This is a genomic window from Sphingomonas panacisoli, assembly GCF_007859635.1.
Taxonomy (GTDB): domain Bacteria; phylum Pseudomonadota; class Alphaproteobacteria; order Sphingomonadales; family Sphingomonadaceae; genus Sphingomonas; species Sphingomonas panacisoli.
In genome coordinates, this window is sequence record NZ_CP042306.1 from 1,174,557 (window position 1) to 1,192,657 (window position 18,101).

An 18,101-nucleotide genomic window follows, 5' to 3' on the forward strand; every position below is an offset into this window, starting at 1 on the left:
ATGCCCGGCCCGCTGACCGGCATTCGCATCGTCGAACTGGCCGGCATCGGGCCGGGGCCGTTCTGCGGGATGATGCTGGCCGATCACGGTGCGGAGGTGATCCGCGTCGAGCGGCCGGGTGCCGCCGGCGATCCGCGCAGCCCGACCACGCGCAACGCGCGCGATCCGTTGTTGCGGGGGCGCGACTATGTCGAACTCGACCTCAAGTCGTCTGACGACATCGTCAAACTCCGCGAGTTGGCGAAGACCGCAGACGGGCTGATCGAGGGGTTCCGGCCGGGCGTGCTGGAACGGCTCGGGATCGGTCCCGATGTGTTGCTTGGCGACAACCCCAAGCTGGTGATCGGCCGCATGACCGGCTGGGGTCAGGACGGGCCGTACGCGCCAGCCGCCGGGCACGACATCAACTATATCGCGCTGTCCGGCGTGCTCGGCGCGATCGGACGCGCGGGCGAGAAACCGGTGCCGCCGATCAATCTGGTCGGCGATTTCGGCGGCGGTGCGATGATGCTCGCGTTCGGCATGGTCAGCGGATTGCTGGCGGTGAAGAACGGTGCGCCAGGTCAGGTGATCGACTGCGCGATGACGGACGGGTCGGCGTTGCTGATGGCGATGATGTGGGGCTTTCGCGCAACTGGCATGTGGAGCGATCAGCGAGGCGCCAACCTGCTCGATACCGGGGCGCCGTTCTACGATACGTACGAGACGGCGGATGGCGGCTATGTCGCGATCGGATCGATCGAGCCGCAATTCTATGCCCTGCTCCGCGAGAAACTGAGCCTGACCGACGAACCGCTGTTCGACGGCCAGTTCGACCGCGCGCAATGGCCGGCCCAACGCGAGCGGCTGACCGCGATCTTCAGGTCGAAGACGCGCGACGAATGGTGCGCGCTGATGGAAGGCTCCGACGTCTGCTTCGCGCCGGTCCTGTCGATGGCCGAAGCCGCCGCGCACCCGCACAACGCTGCGCGCGGCACGTTCGTCGAGATCGACGGCGTGATGCAACCCGCGCCCGCACCGCGATTCTCGACACTGTAAGTGGCGCGCCCGGCAGGACTCGAACCTGCAACTCCAAGCTTAGAAGGCTCGTGCTCTATCCAGTTGAACTACGGGCGCCCGAGGTTCGCCTAGCGCGGATTGCGCGGGGAAGGAACGCCGATCATAAGCCCGGTTGCAACGATCGGGGGCAGGCATGGCATTGACGCGGGTGACGGCGAGGGAATCCGCCGGCAAGCAATTCCGCTACTACGATGTGGTGATGACGGCGTTCGTCGTCATCCTGTTGCTGTCGAACGTGATCGGCGCGTCGAAGCGCGCGGTGATCGACCTGCCGCTCGTCGGGTTGTGGCCGTTCGGCGCGGGGATCCTATTCTTTCCCTTGTCCTACGTCCTCGATGACGTGCTGACCGAGGTGTACGGCTATGCCCGCGCGCGGCGCGTGGTGTGGGTCGGGTTCTTCGCGCTGATCTTCCTCGCCGGAATGGAATGGGTGGCGGTGCATTTGCCGCCCGATGCCGGATGGACCGGTCAGCCGGCGTACGAGTACGTGTTCGGCGCGGGCTGGCGGATCATCCTCGCCTCGATCGTCGCCTTCTGGGTCGGCGACCTGCTCAATTCATTCGTGCTGGCGAAGATGAAGATCTGGACGAGCGGCAGGTATCTGTGGACGCGTACGATCGGCTCGACGATCGTGGGGGAGGGCGCGGACAGCCTGATCTTCTACCCGCTCGCGTTCTACGGCGCGCCCGATTGGCCGGTGCAGTCGATGCTGATGGTGATGCTCAGCCAGTTCGTCCTGAAGGTGAGTTGGGAAGTCATCCTGACCCCCGCGACCTACGCGATCGTCGGTTGGCTCAAGCGCCGCGAGGGCGTCGACGTCTATGACGAGGGCACCGATTTCAACCCGTTCCACGCCAAGGTCTGACCGCCTAAGTTGACACTAGGTTGACACTAACGCGGTGCTTCCGCCGGCTTCCGCGGCTGGGCAAAAAAACCGGCGATGTCAAAGAGCTGCATCGACCGTGGCGTGCGAAATCCAACATTGCAAGCGCGCTGATCAGGCGCCGACCAACTCCAGCAGCCCCTCGAACAGACGCCGGCCGTCGTCGCCGCCATGCGCGGCTTCAATCTTGCGTTCGGGGTGCGGCATCATGCCGAGCACGTTGCCCGCGGCGTTCAGCACGCCCGCGATCTGCCGCGCCGATCCGTTGACGTTCCCGGTGTAGCGGAACGCGACGCGGCCATCGCCTTCGATCCGGTCGAGCGTGTCGGGATCGGCGGTGTAGTTGCCGTCGTGATGCGCGACCGGGATGTGGATCTTCTCACCCTGCGCATAGCGGCTGGTGAACGCCGACTGCGCGTTTTCCACCGAAAGCTCGACGTCGCGGCAAACGAAGTTGAGCCCCGCATTGCGCATCAGCGCGCCGGGCAGCAGCCCCGTCTCGGTCAGTACCTGGAACCCGTTGCACACGCCGAGCACCGGCACGCCGTGATCCGCCGCCTCCATCACCGCGCGCATGACATGCGACCGCGCCGCCATCGCGCCAGAGCGCAGATAGTCGCCATAAGAAAAACCGCCCGGCAGCGCGATCAGGTCGCATCCCGCCGGCAGTTCCGTCTCTGCATGCCAAACCATGATGGGCTTGCGACCCGTCACCGCCTCGATCGCGACTGCGAGGTCGCGGTCGCAGTTGGAGCCGGGAAATACGATTACGGCAGCGGTCATCGGCGGTGCTCCCCAATATCAACGGTGCTCCGGCGAAGGCCGGAGCGTTGGCGACCCGGTCTTACCTCTCCAACGCTCCGGCCTTCGCCGGAGCACGGCAAATAGAGAAAAATGTCGGTCACGCTTCTATCGTTCGATCCGGTAGTTCTCGATCACCGTGTTGGCGATCAGTTTGCGGCACATGCCGTCGAGATCGTCGTCGCTGGTGCCGTCCGCGACGTCGAGTTCGATCACCTTGCCGGCCCGGACGTCGTTGATGCCGCCGAACCCCAGGCCTTCGAGCGACTTGTGGATCGCCTTGCCCTGCGGGTCGAGCACGCCGGGCTTGAGGGTGACGACGATGCGGACCTTCATGGGGGCGTATCCTGATCTGTGGGAGTGAACTCGGCGTCCCTATGGCGATACCAACGATTCGCCGCAAGCGTGGCGGCTGATCGGCATCATTGTCGGCAGCCGGGGTGAGGAGTAGTGTATCCCATGTTTGCCGCTTTCCGCCGCCGCTATCTCGATGTCCTGGCGTCGATTTACCTCTACAACGAGCATCGCGGCTACACGTCGATCGACCGCGTGCTGGAGGCGGTGAGGGTACGCGCGCCAGACGACGCCGTCTTCATCGCCGCTATCGAGAAGCATCGCGCCGACGAGCGAAAGCATTACACGATGTTCCGCCGCTGGTTCGAACTGCAGGGCAAGATGCCGTTGAAGGTCGATCGCGCGCTCGGCCATATCGATCGCTTCGTCGAGATCATCTTCGGCGTCACGATCGACGATCTCGACACGCAGAAGGTGATTGATGAGCCCGAGATGTTCGAGCGCTTGTGCCGCGTGATCATGCTGACCGAGATGCGGGGGATGTGGCAGGTCGAGAAACTGCTCAAGTCGCCGCTGATCAAGCACGATCCGGTGATGATGAAGATTTTCCGGATCGTCGAGAAGGACGAGCCGAGCCACTGGATGCCGTATCGCGATTGGCTGGCGCGGACCGGGCGGCGGCAAGCGAAATGGACCGAGCGGCTGACGGATTTCTGGATCCACCGCGAATTGCTGTTCCTCAAGATCCCGTTCCTGTTCCTCAATCCGTGGCTGCCGCGGCGGACCGATTGGGCGGATGCGCTCGAGCACGAACCGGCGCCGCGACCGCTGACCGCTTGAAAGAAGCCGTCGTCCCGGCGAAGGCCGGGACCGCTGTGCGATATTGCTAGCGGCCCCGGCCTCCGCCGGGGCGACGGAGGATGACATGCGCGTTTTGCTGACCGGATCGACGGGCTGGCTCGGTCGCTATCTCGCGCCGATGCTGAGGGCAGCGGGGCATGAGGTCACGGGGCTGGACGTGGCGCCGGGGCCGGATACGCAGGTGGTCGGGACGGTCGCCGACCGCGCGCTGGTCGAGCGGACGATGCTGAGCCACGGGATCGAGGGCGTGATCCATGCCGGTGCGCTGCACAAGCCCGACATCGTACGCTATCCGCGCCAGTCGTTCGTCGACGTCAACGTGACCGGCACGCTGAATCTGCTCGAGGAAGCAGCCGCGGCAGGCGTCGAGCGGTTCGTGTTCACCTCGACCACGTCGCTGATGATCACCCAGGCGATTCGCGACGAAACGGCGAGCGAGGCGGTATGGCTCGACGAGACGAGCGGGCCGCTGCAGCCGCGCAACGTCTACGGTATTACCAAAAGGTCCGCGGAGGAGATGTGCCGGCTGGTCCAGAGCGAGACCGGGATGCCGGTGGTCGTATTGCGCACCGCGCGGTTCTTCCCGGAGGACGACGACACGCATCGCGCGCTATCGGGCGAGAACATGAAGGCTAACGAATTCCTCAACCGGCGCCTGACGGTCGAGGACTGCGCGGCGGCGCATGTGGCGGCGCTCGACAAGGCGCCGGCGGTCGGGTTCGGGCTGTACGTCGTCTCGGCGCCGACGCCGTTTGCGCGGGTGGACGTGGCTCAGCTCAAGAGCGACGCGCCGGGGGTCATCGCGCGTTATTTCCCCGACGCGGCGCAGGTGTATGCCGATTGTGGCTGGCAGCTACCGAGCAGCATCGGGCGCGTGTACGACGCTTCGCTCATCGAGCGCGACCTCGGCTTTCGCTGCCGGACCGACTTCGCCACGATCCTGGCGGCGTTGCGTGACGGCAAAACACTGCCGTTCGAGCACGACCCCAATTACACCTCGCCCGCGCAACAAAATTCCTTTCTCGCTTGCGATTAAGCAATAAGCGAGTAGGGCGCTCGTCATGAGCCGCCCGCAAACGCTCTACGAAAAGATCTGGGACGCGCACGTCGTAGAACGGCGCGACGACGGGACGTGCCTGATCTATATCGACCGACATCTGGTGCACGAGGTGACCAGCCCGCAGGCGTTCGAGGGGTTGCGCGCGGGCGGGCGCAGCGTACGGCGGCCCGACCTGACGCTGGCGGTGCCCGACCATAATCTGCCGACCACCCCGCGCGTCGATGCGAGAGGCCGGCCGATCCCGATTGCCGATGCAGAAAGCGCCAATCAGCTTGACGCGTTGCGCCATAACGTCGCCGAATTCGGCGTGCCGTATATCGACGCGCTCGCGATCGAGCAGGGGATCGTCCACGTCGTCGGCCCGGAGCAGGGCTTCACCTTGCCCGGCACCACCCTGGTGTGCGGCGACAGCCATACCTCGGCGCACGGCGCGCTCGGCGCGCTGGCGTTCGGCATCGGCACGTCGGAGGTCGAGCATGTCCTCGCGACGCAGACGTTGCTGCTCCAGCAATCGAAGACGATGGAAATCCGCGTCGAGGGCAGCCTGGGCTTCGGTGTTTCCGCGAAGGACGTCGTGCTCGCGATCATCGGACGGATCGGCGCGGCGGGCGGGACCGGCTATGTCGTCGAATATACCGGCGACACGATCCGCCACTTGTCGGTCGAGGGGCGCCTGACCGTCGCCAACATGTCGATCGAGGGCGGTGCGCGCGCCGGCTTGATCGCGCCGGACGACAAGACCTTCGCCTATCTCAAGGGCCGCGCAATGGCGCCCAAGGGCGAGGAATGGGACAAGGCGGTCGCGTGGTGGCGCACGCTGCCGACCGACAGCCAGGCGCGCTACGACCGCGTCGTCACGCTGTCGGCGAGCGACATCGCGCCGTCGCTGACCTGGGGTACCAGCCCCGAGGACGTCGTGCCGATCACCGGCATCGTCCCCGATCCGGAAAGCTTCGAGGACGCGTCGAAGCGCGTCGCGGCGCAGAAGTCGCTCGATTACATGGGCTTGGCCGCTGGCACGGCGATGCAGGACGTGCCGGTCGACTATATCTTCATCGGCAGCTGCACCAACAGCCGGATCGAGGATCTGCGCGCGGCCGCCGCGGTCGCGGACGGGCGCCGGGTCGTCGATGGGGTGCGCGCGTTGGTCGTGCCGGGGTCGGGGCTGGTCAAGCGCCAGGCCGAAGCCGAAGGGCTCGATCGCATCTTTCTTTCCGCCGGATTCGAATGGCGTGAGCCCGGATGCTCGATGTGCCTGGCAATGAACCCGGATAAAGTGCCGTCTGGCGCAAGGTGCGCTTCCACCTCGAATCGAAATTTCGTAGGACGACAAGGGCCGGGAGCACGGACACATCTGGTTTCCCCGGCGATGGCGGCGGCGGCGGCGGTCACGGGACGGCTGACCGACGTCCGCGAATTGATGGGGGGATCGCGATGAAGCGGGTACTCATTCTGTTGGTGGTCGGTTCGGTGTTGAGCGGCGTGGCCGCCTATGCGGCGATGGCGCGTCCGGCAGTGGCGGAAACCCCGCCGAGGTGACCCCGGTCCGTCGGGTTGAGGGCGGCGCCTATCCCTGGGGCGCGAAGAACGTCGATACCGACGTGATCATCCCGGCGCATTGGCTGAAGACGATCAGCCGTGCCGGCCTTGGCAAGGGCGCGTTCGAGACGGTCCGTGCGCAACCCGGCAACATTTTCGACGACGAGCGCTATGCCGGCAGCCCGATCCTGATCGCGGGCGATAATTTCGGGTGTGGATCGAGCCGCGAGCATGCCGCCTGGGCGCTCAAGGATCTGGGCATCACCGCGATTATCGCGCCAAGCTATTCGGACATCTTTTCGGGCAATGCGGTCAAGAACGGGATCGTACCGGTCGTTCTGCCGCAGGACGCGATCGACCGGCTGATCGAAGTCGCCAAGACCGACGAGGTGACCGTCGATCTGGAGACGATGACCGTCACCACCCCCTTCCAGGACCGCTTCGAATTCACGCTCGACGCGTTTCGTCGTACCTGCCTGATAGAGGGGCTGGACGAAGTCGGGCTGACGCTGGCAAGGGATACCGCGATTTCGAAATACGAATCCGCGGTCGCCGTAGAGCGTCCGTGGCTAAGGGTCTCTACTCAGGTATGACGTGGTCGTGACGGAGCCGATTTTGGTGTTGGGCAAGAAGCGAGGAGGGAGCGATGCCGTAGGCCATCGTGACCGACGAGCGACGCCGCCTGGCGCCAAAATCGGCCCGCCGCTCCGCGGTCGGCCGGACAAGTCCACTGGACGTCGTCGCTTGCTTGCGCGTAGCTATCCGCTACGCGACCGCGCTGCGCTTCTAGCCAGCGGATTTGTCCGGCCGATCACGATCCACATCATACCTGAATAGAGACCCTAACCGGGAGAGTGCGCATGCGGGGGTTGCTGTCTAAGGCACCTGGTGGACCCGAAACGCTGGTGATGGACGACCTGCCGGACCCCGTCGCGGGGCCGGGCCAAGTCGTCGTCGCGGTCAAGGCGTGCAGCATCAACTATCCCGACGTCCTGATCATCGAGGACAAATATCAGATGAAGCCGCCGCGCCCGTTCGCGCCGGGCAGCGAAGTGTCGGGCGTGGTCGATAGCGTCGGCGAGGGCGTGACCGGGTTCGCACCGGGCGATCGCGTCCTGTGCACGACGGGCGCTGGCGGGCTGGTCGAGAAGATCGCGGTGCCGGCGGCGTCGCTGTTTCCCTTGCCGGACGGGCGCAGCTTCGAAGAAGGCGCGTCGCTGATCCTGACCTATGGCACGACGATCCACGCCTTGCTCGACCGCGGGCATTTGAAGGAGGGGCATACGATGCTCGTCCTCGGCGCGGCGGGCGGGGTCGGCCTCGCGGCGATCGAACTCGGCAAGGCGTTCGGCGCGCGCGTCGTCGCGGCGGTGTCGTCGGAGGAAAAGGCGGCGGCGTGTCGCGAGGCGGGGGCGGACGACACGATCGTCTATGGCCGCGCGCCGTTCGACAAGGATCAGTCCAAGGCGCTGGCCGAGCAGTTCAAGGCGGCCGGCGGCAAAGGCGGCTACGACGTGATCTACGATCCGGTCGGCGGCGACTATGCCGAGCCGGCTTTGCGCTCGATCGGCTGGGAAGGGCGCTACCTTGTCGTCGGTTTCCCCGCCGGTATCCCGAAACTGCCGCTCAACCTGACGTTGCTCAAGAGCTGCGACGTGTGCGGCGTGTTCTGGGGCGCCTTCGCGGCGCGCGATCCGCAGGCCAACCGCGCGCATATCGATCGCCTGTTCCGCCTGTGGAAGGATGGCAAGATCGCCCCGCGCGTCACCGAGACCTTCGCGTTCGATGAGGGCGGCAAGGCGATCGCCAAGATGGCCGCGCGGGGCGCGATCGGGAAACTGGTGGTTAAGGTCGCGGATTAAACCAAATCCTCCCCGCCAGGGGGAGGTGTCAGCGCAGCTGACGGAGGGGGAGGACGGCGACCAACTATCCGCCCGTATCCGCCCCCTCCGTCGCCTTCGGCGCCACCTCCCCCTGGCGGGGGAGGATTGACGGCTTGGCATACTCAATCGGCCACCCTATCTCCCAACCCGTAACAACCGGCCAGGGAGCAGCCATGACCACCTTCGACGACCGCGAACGCGCTTTCGAGACCAAGTTCGCGCGCGACGAGGAGATGGCGTTCCGCGTCACCGCGCGCCGCAACAAACTGCTCGGCCAATGGGCCGCGAACTTGATGAAGCTGACGCCGGAGGAAGCCGAGGCCTATTCGCGCGCCGTCATTCAGGCCGAGTTCGAGGAAGCCGGCGACGAGGACGTCGTGCGCAAGCTGTTGGGCGATCTGACCGCGGCGGGCGTCGAGGTCGATGACGCAATGGTCCGCAAGGCGATCGAAGAGCAGGCGATCGAGGCACGTCGTCAGCTGATGGAATCCAAATAACATGCCGATGGCCGCGGCCGACATCGAAGCGCTGATCGTCGCGGGCATTCCCGACGCCCGGGTCGAGATCACCGATCTCGCCGGCGACGGCGATCATTATGCCGCGCGCGTCGTCAGTGCCTCGTTCGCCGGGCAGCCACGGATCAAGCAGCATCAGGCCGTTTATGCCGCATTGGGCGACCGCATGGGCGGCGTGCTGCACGCGTTGCAGCTCACTACCGCGGTCGAGTGAAGGAGTAGATCGATGACCGACCAAACCCAGGAGCGTATCGCGGGGCTCGTCAACGGCGCCGACGTGCTGCTGTTCATGAAGGGCAGCCCACTGTTTCCCCAGTGCGGCTTTTCGAGCCGCGCGATCGCGATCCTTCAGCATCTGAACGTCGAATTCGACAGCGTCGACGTGCTCCAGGATCAGGAAGTCCGTCAGGGTATCAAGGCCTATAGCGACTGGCCGACCATCCCCCAGCTGTACGTCAAGGGCGAGTTCGTCGGCGGCTCCGACATTATGATGGAAATGTACGAGAGCGGAGAGCTTGCGCAACTCTTCGCCGATCAAGGCGTTACGCCAGCGTAATAGAGTAAAAGGGAGGGCTTAGTGCTCCTCAACAGCGACTTTCCGCGGCGGCCGGGTACGGCCGGCCCGCTGATTTTGTGTGACCTGACGCAAAGCTATGCTCCGTCGGGGGGCGGCGGGATCAGCACGTATCTGCGCGAGAAGCGCGACTATGTGCTGACGCACACGCCGCATCATCTGCTGCAGATCGTGCCGGGGCCGGAAGACCGGATCACGGTCAACGGTCGGCACATTTTCGCGGAGGTCGGCGCCGAGCCGGTGCGCGGCAGCCCCAATTACCGCTTCATCCTGCGAACCAAGGCGGTGCGCGACATCCTGGCGCGGTATCGGCCCGACGTGATCGAGTCACTGTGCCCGTGGGTGCTGCCCTGGACCGCGATCAATCATCGCAAAGCTTTTCCGGAAACGACGCTGATCGCCGGCTACCGCACCGATTTCCCCAACGCGCACGTCTATCGCGTCGGCCAGGCGAAGTTCGGCGAGACGATCGCGCGGGCACTGCAATGGCTGAGCTATGGCTATGCCGAGATCACCTATCGCGAGTTCGACTGGGTCTACACGCTGAGCGAAGATGCGCGCGCGGCGCTGGGCCGGCGCAAGATCACGCGCACCGACGTCCTGCCGCTCGGCGTCGATATCGAGATGTTTTCGCCCGACAAGCGCGACCCCGGCTATCGCCAGGAGCTCGGCCTGCCGGGCAACGGGCCGCTGCTGATCTATGCCGGCCGCGTCGATAACGAGAAACGCGCCGACCGCCTGATCGACATGTTCAAGATATTGCCCGCCGATTTCGGCGCGGCGATGGTGATGATGGGCGACGGCAAGCTGATGGCGCGGCTCCAGGCCGAAGCAGCGGGACTGCCGATCGCGTTCCCGGGGTTCGAAAAGGATCGCGCCGAACTCGCCCGCGCGCTGGCGTCGTCGGATCTCTACGTATCGGCGATGGCGGACGAGACGTTCGGCATTTCGGTGCTGGAGGCGCAGGCGTGCGCCTTGCCGGTGGTCGGGGTGGCGTCGGGTGCGATGCCCGATCGCGTGCCGCACGGGCTGGGGCTGCTCGGCCCGGTCGACGACACGACCGCGATGGCGCGGAACGTCGTGTCGCTCTGGGGCGACGACCACGACGCCATCGGCCTGGCCGCCCGCGCGCATGTCGAGGACAATTTCAGCTGGCGGCGAACGTTCGAGCATCTGCTCGGGCATATTTATCCCAAGGCGATGGCGCATGCCGCCGCGCGCGCGGGGTCGGGCAAGGGCTGGCGCTTTCCCGGCGTCGCGCACGCCGATCCTATGCAGCTTGCCGCGGCCGAATGATCTGATTGTAGGAAGAGCCGGGTGAGGGTGGACCGGCGCGAGATCGGGGGAAGCGCCGGTCCACCCTGCTGAAGCGGGAAACCGCTCGGGCGCCTGATACCTTGCAGAGCGCGTGCCAGTTTGGACGAGGCGCGGAATTCTGCGGTATTCGATGGTTAACGGTGCAAATCGCGCGGTTGGGCCTGTAAGTTTTTCCGACGATTTCCCCGATCTTGACCGACCCCGCTTGACCACGGCCGTAATCAGTGCGATTACAGACGTAATCATAGCGGGAGCGAGTCGTGGCCGAACGTATCAGCGATGCCGAACACACCGTGATGGAAGTGCTGTGGGAGCAAAGCCCGCTCAGCGCCCAGGACGTGTCCGAACGCGTCCCCCCCGAGCGCGACTGGAGCGCGAACACGGTCAAGACGTTGCTCGGCCGCCTGCTCGCCAAGAACGCGATCGCGCATGAGGAGGATGGCCGCCGCTATCTCTATCGGCCGATCGTCGCGCGCGAAGATTATGTCGCGGGTGAATCGCAACGGCTGATCGACCGGCTATTCGGCGGCAAGCTGACCCCGTTGGTGGCGCATCTCGCCGAACGCGATCAGCTGACCGACCAGGACATCGCCGAGATCGAAGCGCTGCTGAAGGATCTCAAATCGTGAACGGCGGCGTTTCAATCAGCTGGGGAATCGAGGCGCTGATCGCCTCGGCCGTGCTGATGGCGATCGTGCTCGTCATCCGCGCTCCCGTCCGCCGTACCTTCGGGCCTGGCATCGCATACGCCTTGTGGGCGTTGCCGGCGATCCGCCTGGTCCTGCCGCCGCTGCCGCAATTGCCGGCGTGGAAGAGCGCGGCCGCCGCGGTCGCCACGCCCGATCTGGCCCAGACATTGACCGTTTACGTGATCGAGCCGCTCGGAGGCTCGGCCGCCGCGCCTGCATCCCTGTTTTCCTCGCTCGGACTGCCCTTGGCCGTGCTGTGGGGTGTCGGCGCGGCGGCGTTTATCGGCTGGCATGCGATCAGCCACTGGCGGTTCTGCCGCCGGATGATCGCGGGCAGCACGCTGAGCGAGCGCGCCGGGGCGATCGACGTGATCGAGACCGAAGCGGCGTCGGGACCGCTCGCGTTCGGTATCTTCCGCCGCTACGTCGCCTTCCCGCGCGATTTCGCCGAGCGGTACGACGCCGACGAGCGTGAACTCGCGTTGCTTCATGAACTCGGCCACCACCAGCGCGGTGACCTGTTCGCCAACTGGATCGCGCTCGGCGTGCTGGCGCTGCATTGGTTCAATCCGCTCGCGTGGCGCGCCTTCCGCGCGTTCCGCAGCGACCAGGAAATGGCCAACGACGCCCGCGTGCTCGCCGGACGCTCGGCGATCGACCGCCACACTTATGCCTGCGCGATCGTCAAGGCGGCGCATGGCGGTGCGGTGTCGGCGGCATGCCACCTCCACACGATCAACGACCTGAAAGGACGGTTGAAGATGCTTACCACCGGAACGCGCTCGCGTACTCGCCTAGCGCTGGGCGGCACCGCCGTCGCCGCGCTGATGATCGTCGGGCTCGCCGGCACCGCCAGCGGTACCGCCGCCGCCGCCAGCGTGCGCGCCGGCGTCGAAAAAGCGACCGGGATCGACATCGCCAAGTTCGACGCCAAGCCGCAGAGCATGCCGCCGACGGCGCCCGCAATGCCCGAAGGTGCCGAAGTGCCGGCCCCGCCTGCGCCGCCCGAGGCCGCGGCGCCGCCCGCCCGCGTCAAGAAGATCAAGATCGTCAAGATCGACAAGGACGGCAACACGATCAGCGAGAACGTCACGGACATCCCCGACGTGCCGGACATGCCCGAGCTGGCGGACATGCCGGAGCTCAAGAACATTCCCGATGTCCGGTCGGGCGACTGCAAGGGCGGCGGTGACGCCACCGTGATCAACAAGCAGAAAGGCGACAGGCGGATCATGATGATCTGCACCAACCGCATCCAGCGGATGGCGAGCCTGGCGGCCGACCGCGCGATGCGCGCGAAGGATATCCAGCGCATGTCCTATGACCGCGCGCTGGAAGGGCTGCGCCGCGCCCGCGAAAGCATGATGCGGAACGACAATCTGACGGGCGAAGGTCGACGGGACGCCCTCGACGGGATCGACGAAGCGATCCGCGACATGGAGGCGGAGCGCGCCGAGCGCGATTGATTTCACGAGCCTAGGAGGGAGGGGGAATGGGCGGCGCCGGTCACGCGCCGCCCTGAACCCTTGCTAAGCGCCGCTTGCCGGGCCATCTCGCCGGCATGAGCGAACAACAGCCCGGCGTGCCGCAGGTCCTCGAACCGCTGGTGACGCGGGTGCTGGCGAACAATCCGTCGCCCTTCACGCATACCGGCACCCAGACGCACCTGGTCGGCACCACCGATCTGGCTGTGATCGATCCCGGGCCTGACTATCCCGAGCATATCGACGCGCTGATCGCCGCGATCGGCGGGCGGCCGGTGACCGCGATCGTCATCACGCATACGCATCGCGATCACAGCCCCGGCGCCGCGCCGCTCAAGGCCGCAACGGGGGCGCCGATCGTCGGGTGCGCGCCGCTCGCGCTCGACGATCTCGGCCCGCGTGCCGATGCGAGCTTCGACGCGGACTATGCGCCCGATCGCGTGCTGGGCGAGGGTGACAGCGTGTCGGGACAGGGCTGGACGCTGACCGCGCTCGCGACGCCGGGCCACACCAGCAACCATCTCGCCTTCGCGCTGCCCGAGACCAAGGCGCTGTTCACCGGCGATCATGTGATGGGCTGGTCGACCACGATCGTCTCGCCCCCCGACGGCGACATGGCGGCGTACATGGCGAGTCTCGCCAAGCTGCAGGATCGCGACGACCGCATCTATTACCCCGCGCATGGCGACCCGGTCGATCGGCCGCAGCGGCTGGTGCGCGGGCTGATCGGCCATCGCAAGCAGCGCGAGGGGCAGATACTGCGCCTGCTCGACGCCGCGCCGCAGGACATCCCGGCGATGGTCGCGAAAATGTATGTCGGGATCGACCCGCGCCTGTTTCCCGCCGCCGAGCGATCGGTGCTGGCGCATCTGATCGATTTGCAGGCGCGGGGGCTGGCCAGCCAGGACGGCGATAACTGGCGCCGCTAGCGAAACGATCTCGCGACTGATATACAAGGTGCCTGATCGATCCGGGGGGATGAATCATGGCTACACTCGCCGCACCGCCTATCGCGCCGACGCGCGACGACAATTTCTTTCTGAAGATGGCGCTCGTCATGGCGGTGACGATCATCGCCGGTTTCTCGCTGCAACTCGCGGCGGGCCGATCGACCTTCCGCTCGCCGCCGCTGGTCCATGCCCATGCTATCGTCTTCATGGGCTGGTGGGTGATCTATCTGCTCCAGAACGTCTTCGTCACGCGCGGGTCGATGACGCTGCATCGCAAGCTCGGCTGGATCGCCGTGATGTGGACCGTGCCGATGGTTTTCCTGGGCTGCGCCGTAACGGTGGCGATGGTGCGCGCGGGGCATGTTCCCTTCATCTTCCGTCCGCTCCAGTTCCTGATTTTCGATCCGATGACGGTCTTCACTTTCGTCGGGTTGACCGCCGCCGCGGTCGTCATGCGGCGGCGCACCGAATGGCATCGCCGGCTGCATTATTGCGGCATGTCGATGCTGCTGGGGCCGGCGTTCGGGCGCTTGCTGCCGATGCCGTTGCTGGTGCCGTGGGGATGGGAGGCGGCGTTCGCGGCGTGCCTGATCTTCCCGGTCATCGGCATGATCGCCGATCGTCGCCGCACGGGCACGGTGCATCCGGCGTGGAGCCGTGGCGTCGCCGTGATGATCGCATCGTTCATCGTGACGGAGGCGATCACCTATAGTCCGGTGGGGAGCGCGATCTATACTGCGGTCACGGCGGGCTCGCCGGGCGCCGAGGTGCCGCCGCTGGATTTCCCACCGCCGCCCACCGGTCCCTTGATTACGGGACGCTAGACGCTTGATCGCGGTCCTTTGCGGGGCCATGTCTTCGGCATGGAACAGCATCCGCACCTGAAGGGCCTCGACCTCCGCGCCGAAATCGACCGTTTGCGCCAAGAGCGCAATGCGGTGATCCTGGCGCATTACTATCAGAAGCCGGAAATCCAGGACCTCGCCGATTTCGTCGGTGACAGCCTTGATCTGTCCAAAAAGGCGCAGGCGACCGACGCCGAGGTGATCGCGTTCTGTGGGGTCAAGTTCATGGCGGAAACCGCCAAGATCCTGTCGCCCGACAAGATCGTCGTGCTGCCCGATCTCAATGCCGGATGCAGCCTGGAGGACAGCTGCCCGCCCGACCAGTTCGCGGCGTTCCGCGCACAGCATCCGGATGCGATCGCGCTGACCTACATCAACTGTTCGACCGAGGTGAAGGCGCTCAGCGACATCATCGTGACCTCGTCGTCGGCGGAAAAGATCCTGAGCCAGATACCGAAGGACCAGAAGATCATCTTCGGCCCCGACAAGAACCTGGGCGGTTACCTCGCGCGCAAGACCGGGCGCGAGATGCTGTTGTGGCCGGGCGTGTGCATCGTGCACGAGGCGTTCAGCGAGACCGAATTGCTCAAGCTCCAGGCGCAGCATCCGGATGCGCCGATCGCCGCGCACCCCGAATGCCCGCCCTATATCCTCGACCATGCCGATTATGTCGGCTCGACCAGCGGCATCCTGAAGTTCGCGGGCGAGATGGCCGGCGATACGCTGATCGTCGCGACCGAGCCGCACATCATCCACCAGATGGAAAAGGCCGCGCCGGACAAGCATTTCATCGGCGCGCCGGGGGCGGACGGCAACTGCAACTGCAATATCTGCCCCTACATGGCGCTCAACACGATGGAGAAGCTCTACATCGCGCTCCGCGACCTCGAGCCGCGGATCGAGATCGAAGAGAGCCTGCGCCTGAAGGCGAAGAAGAGCCTCGACGCGATGCTCGCGATGGCGAGCGGGACGGTGGGGATGGGGGACCTCGGGCCGGTTAGGGTGACGGGGGATTGAACTCGGCGGCTCCCCTCCCTTCCAGGGAGGGGAGTAGGTAGCTACTTCTCCAACCGTCCATCCTTCAGCGCCTTCGCCTCGAACGGGAACAGCACGTCCTTGTCCGGCGCCTCGACCGTCTTCGCCACTTCGTCGGGCGCCAGTGCGCGCAGGACGTGGCGGATGATCGCCTTATGCGCTTTCTTCTTGTGGTCCGCCCGCACGCAGATCCACGGCGCGACCGCGCAGTTGGTCGCGAGCAGCATCGCGTCGCGCGCCTTGGTGTAGTCGTCCCATTTATCCTGCGCGACCGCGTCGAGCGGGGATCGCTTGAGCGCCTTCAGCGGATTGCTCGCGCGATCGTCGAGCCGTTCCTTCTGCTCGGCCTTGGTGATGTCGAGCCATAGCTTGACCAGCTTGATCCCGCTTTCAACCAACATCCGTTCGAAATCGGGTACGTCCTTCAGAAATTGCGCCTGTTCCTCGGGCGTCGAGAAGTTGTTGACCACCTCCACCCCGGCGCGGTTGTACCAGCTGCGGTTGAAGATCACGAGCTCGCCCGCCGCGGGCAGTTGCGCGACGTAGCGCTGGAAATACCATTCGGTCTTCTGCCGGTCGTTGGGCTTGGGCAGCGCGACGACGCGGGTCGAGCGGACCGAGAGATGCTCGGTGAGCGCCTTGATCGTGCCGTCCTTGCCCGCGCTGTCGCGGCCTTCGAGGACGATGATCGTGCGCTCGCCGGTTGCCGCGTGGGCGAGCTGCATTTGGACCAACCCGAGCTGGAGGTCGTCGCCGCCGTCTTTCTTCGCCATTCGCCGTGTCTCCGTGTGATGTGCCAACCTGCCGTTCGCGTCGAGCGAAGTCGAGCGGCGTTTCCGATCGACGTGTCTCGACCTAGGCCAACGCCCCAGCCATCTCGGCCAGTTTGGCGATCGTGTTCATATTGCGCGCGGTGCCGGTCTTGGCGGCGGGGATGACCAGCTTCGATCCGGCCATGCCCTCGTCGGTATAGCGCACGTAGATCTCGCGTTTGCCGAGTTCGATTTCCTCCCCGTCGATGTGCCGGGCCTCGTTGGCCGCGTCCTTCGGCGGTTTATCGTCGAGCAGGATCGCCACGACGCGGTTGCCCGGCGCCTTGGGGAAGGGGTTGGCCTTGGCGATCGCCGTCATCTCCGCCGCGGTCCGCACCATCACGCCGACCGCCTTGCCGGCATAATCGTGCATCGCCTTTTCGAGCGCGGCCTTCACCGCCGCCTCGCTCTTGCCGCTGGTGAAGACGACGTTGCCGCTGGCGATATAGGTCTTCACCTTCTCGAACCCGATTTTCTCGCACATTGCGGCCAATTCGGTCATCGGCAGCTTGCCGGTGCCGCCGACGTTCACGGCGCGGAGCAGGGCGACATAGGCGGTCATGGTCGGCTCCATCGGGGTGGTCGCGGCTCCGCGATCATGGCAGACGGGCGGGCATGACGGAAACGACTTTCGCGATTCCCGGTTTCGACCTCGACGCCTTCGTCCGCGCCACGCTGGCGGAGGATCTGGGGGAGGAGGGCGACATCACCTCCGCTGCGGTCATTCCTGCCGATGCGCGGTTTGCCGGCGTGATGGACAGCCGCGATGCGATCGTGGTCGCGGGGTTGCCGATCGCGCAGATGTTCTTCCGCGCGCTCGACCCCGCGGTCGAAATAGACATGCTGGTCGCGGACGGCGATCAGGTGGCAGCGGGGACCGACTTGATGCGGCTGGGCGGCAAGGCGCGCGCGATGCTTACCGCCGAGCGGTCGGCGCTCAACACCGTCCAGCACCTGTCGGGCATCGCGACGATGACGCGTGCCTATGTCGAACGCATCGCCGGGACCGGCGCGACGTTGCTCGACACGCGCAAGACCATCCCTGGCCTCCGCTTGCTCGAAAAGTACGCGACGCGGATGGGCGGGGCTACCAACCATCGCATGGGGCTGTGGGACGCGGCGATGATCAAGGACAATCATGTCGCGGTGGCCGGCAGTATCGGACAAGCGGCGGGCGCGGCGAAGGCGGCGGGCATTGCGCGGATCATCGTCGAAGTCGATCGCGTCGATCAGATCGAACCCGCGCTGGCGGGGGGCGCGACGCATCTGCTGCTCGACAATATGGACGTGCCGACCTTGCGCGGCGCGGTCACCCTGGTCGGCGGACGCGTGCCGACCGAGGCGTCGGGTGGGGTCAAGCTCGACACGATCCGCGCGATCGCCGAAACCGGGGTTACCTATATCAGCGTCGGGCGACTGACCCAGTCGGCACCGGCCGCGGACATCGGACTGGATTTCGCGCTAAGAGACTGACAAGCTGACGAAAACAAAACAGGGGGA

21 protein-coding genes and 1 tRNA gene are annotated in these 18,101 nt (G+C 65.7%); 17 read left to right on the plus strand and 5 right to left on the minus strand.

From position 1 onward, the window contains the following. Entirely contained in the window at nt 1-1,038 is a 1,038-nt protein-coding gene (locus FPZ24_RS05955) for a CaiB/BaiF CoA transferase family protein (protein ID WP_146570166.1), read from the plus strand. A 1-nt stretch (nt 1,039) separates the two neighbouring features. Here the strand turns inward: FPZ24_RS05955 and FPZ24_RS05960 are convergent. Continuing rightward, nucleotides 1,040-1,116, minus strand: a tRNA-Arg gene (locus FPZ24_RS05960). A 76-nt stretch (nt 1,117-1,192) separates the two neighbouring features. Here FPZ24_RS05960 and FPZ24_RS05965 point away from each other — a divergent pair. After that, nucleotides 1,193-1,924 carry a queuosine precursor transporter gene (locus FPZ24_RS05965; protein ID WP_146570167.1) on the plus strand — a complete coding sequence of 244 codons (732 nt, stop codon included), beginning with the start codon at nt 1,193-1,195 and terminating at the stop codon, nt 1,922-1,924. 132 nt (nt 1,925-2,056) lie between these two features. Here the strand turns inward: FPZ24_RS05965 and purQ are convergent, their stop codons facing one another. Together purQ and purS are read right to left on the minus strand one after the other, a co-directional pair. After that, on the minus strand, nt 2,057-2,725 hold the full coding sequence (gene purQ, locus FPZ24_RS05970) for a phosphoribosylformylglycinamidine synthase subunit PurQ (protein WP_146570168.1): 669 nt from the start codon (nt 2,723-2,725) through the stop codon (nt 2,057-2,059). Between the two features lie 126 nt (nt 2,726-2,851). Continuing rightward, nucleotides 2,852-3,079: a phosphoribosylformylglycinamidine synthase subunit PurS gene (gene purS, locus FPZ24_RS05975; protein ID WP_146570169.1), complete on the minus strand. Its 228-nt coding sequence runs from the start codon at nt 3,077-3,079 to the stop codon at nt 2,852-2,854. Between the two features lie 123 nt (nt 3,080-3,202). On the opposite strand from purS, the gene FPZ24_RS05980 reads away from it, so the two are divergent. From FPZ24_RS05980 to nadA, 14 genes are all read left to right on the plus strand, one after another. Beyond that, nucleotides 3,203-3,877: a ferritin-like domain-containing protein gene (locus FPZ24_RS05980; protein ID WP_146570170.1), complete on the plus strand. Its 675-nt coding sequence runs from the start codon at nt 3,203-3,205 to the stop codon at nt 3,875-3,877. A gap of 85 nt (nt 3,878-3,962) precedes the next feature. Beyond that, nucleotides 3,963-4,934, plus strand: coding sequence for an NAD-dependent epimerase/dehydratase family protein (locus tag FPZ24_RS05985; RefSeq protein WP_146570171.1), 972 nt, complete (start codon nt 3,963-3,965; stop codon nt 4,932-4,934). A gap of 25 nt (nt 4,935-4,959) precedes the next feature. Further along, nucleotides 4,960-6,396, plus strand: coding sequence for a 3-isopropylmalate dehydratase large subunit (leuC, locus tag FPZ24_RS05990; RefSeq protein ID WP_146570172.1), 1,437 nt, complete (start codon nt 4,960-4,962; stop codon nt 6,394-6,396). 97 nt (nt 6,397-6,493) lie between these two features. Then, nucleotides 6,494-7,090, plus strand: a complete 597-nt coding sequence (gene leuD, locus FPZ24_RS05995) for a 3-isopropylmalate dehydratase small subunit (RefSeq protein ID WP_146570173.1) — start codon at nt 6,494-6,496, stop codon at nt 7,088-7,090. A 267-nt stretch (nt 7,091-7,357) separates the two neighbouring features. Beyond that, the gene (locus FPZ24_RS06000; protein ID WP_186729094.1) at nt 7,358-8,359 is read left to right on the plus strand and encodes an NADPH:quinone oxidoreductase family protein; all 1,002 of its coding nucleotides are present in this window, start codon (nt 7,358-7,360) and stop codon (nt 8,357-8,359) included. A 194-nt stretch (nt 8,360-8,553) separates the two neighbouring features. Continuing rightward, complete coding sequence (locus FPZ24_RS06005; protein ID WP_146570174.1) at nt 8,554-8,877, plus strand: DUF1476 domain-containing protein; 324 nt, start codon at nt 8,554-8,556, stop codon at nt 8,875-8,877. 1 nt (nt 8,878) lies between these two features. After that, a complete protein-coding gene (locus FPZ24_RS06010) occupies nt 8,879-9,109 on the plus strand; it encodes a BolA/IbaG family iron-sulfur metabolism protein (RefSeq protein WP_146570175.1) in 231 nt (76 codons plus the stop codon). Nucleotides 9,110-9,121: 12 nt separating this feature from the next. Next, entirely contained in the window at nt 9,122-9,451 is a 330-nt protein-coding gene (grxD, locus tag FPZ24_RS06015; protein ID WP_146570176.1) for a Grx4 family monothiol glutaredoxin, read from the plus strand. A 21-nt stretch (nt 9,452-9,472) separates the two neighbouring features. Next, complete coding sequence (locus FPZ24_RS06020; RefSeq protein ID WP_240047637.1) at nt 9,473-10,765, plus strand: glycosyltransferase; 1,293 nt, start codon at nt 9,473-9,475, stop codon at nt 10,763-10,765. A 281-nt stretch (nt 10,766-11,046) separates the two neighbouring features. After that, on the plus strand, nt 11,047-11,415 hold the full coding sequence (locus FPZ24_RS06025; protein WP_146570177.1) for a BlaI/MecI/CopY family transcriptional regulator: 369 nt from the start codon (nt 11,047-11,049) through the stop codon (nt 11,413-11,415). After that, on the plus strand, nt 11,412-12,941 hold the full coding sequence (locus tag FPZ24_RS06030; protein ID WP_146570178.1) for a M56 family metallopeptidase: 1,530 nt from the start codon (nt 11,412-11,414) through the stop codon (nt 12,939-12,941). The genes FPZ24_RS06025 and FPZ24_RS06030 overlap by 4 nt, the downstream gene beginning before the upstream one ends. Nucleotides 12,942-13,036: 95 nt before the next feature. After that, nucleotides 13,037-13,888 carry an MBL fold metallo-hydrolase gene (locus FPZ24_RS06035; protein WP_146570179.1) on the plus strand — a complete coding sequence of 284 codons (852 nt, stop codon included), beginning with the start codon at nt 13,037-13,039 and terminating at the stop codon, nt 13,886-13,888. Nucleotides 13,889-13,944: 56 nt separating this feature from the next. Further along, nucleotides 13,945-14,733, plus strand: a complete 789-nt coding sequence (locus FPZ24_RS06040) for a hypothetical protein (protein ID WP_240047638.1) — start codon at nt 13,945-13,947, stop codon at nt 14,731-14,733. 39 nt (nt 14,734-14,772) lie between these two features. Next, entirely contained in the window at nt 14,773-15,771 is a 999-nt protein-coding gene (gene nadA / locus FPZ24_RS06045; RefSeq protein ID WP_146570180.1) for a quinolinate synthase NadA, read from the plus strand. A 41-nt stretch (nt 15,772-15,812) separates the two neighbouring features. Here nadA and FPZ24_RS06050 read toward each other — a convergent pair whose 3' ends face one another. Together FPZ24_RS06050 and FPZ24_RS06055 are read right to left on the minus strand one after the other, a co-directional pair. Then, nucleotides 15,813-16,562, minus strand: a complete 750-nt coding sequence (locus FPZ24_RS06050; protein WP_146570181.1) for a polyphosphate kinase 2 family protein — start codon at nt 16,560-16,562, stop codon at nt 15,813-15,815. Nucleotides 16,563-16,644: 82 nt separating this feature from the next. Continuing rightward, nucleotides 16,645-17,163 carry a DUF1697 domain-containing protein gene (locus tag FPZ24_RS06055; protein ID WP_146570182.1) on the minus strand — a complete coding sequence of 173 codons (519 nt, stop codon included), beginning with the start codon at nt 17,161-17,163 and terminating at the stop codon, nt 16,645-16,647. A gap of 53 nt (nt 17,164-17,216) precedes the next feature. Here FPZ24_RS06055 and nadC point away from each other — a divergent pair, with 53 nt between their 5' ends. After that, nucleotides 17,217-18,074 carry a carboxylating nicotinate-nucleotide diphosphorylase gene (gene nadC, locus FPZ24_RS06060; protein ID WP_146570184.1) on the plus strand — a complete coding sequence of 286 codons (858 nt, stop codon included), beginning with the start codon at nt 17,217-17,219 and terminating at the stop codon, nt 18,072-18,074. The last annotated feature ends 27 nt before the right edge of the window (nt 18,075-18,101 follow it).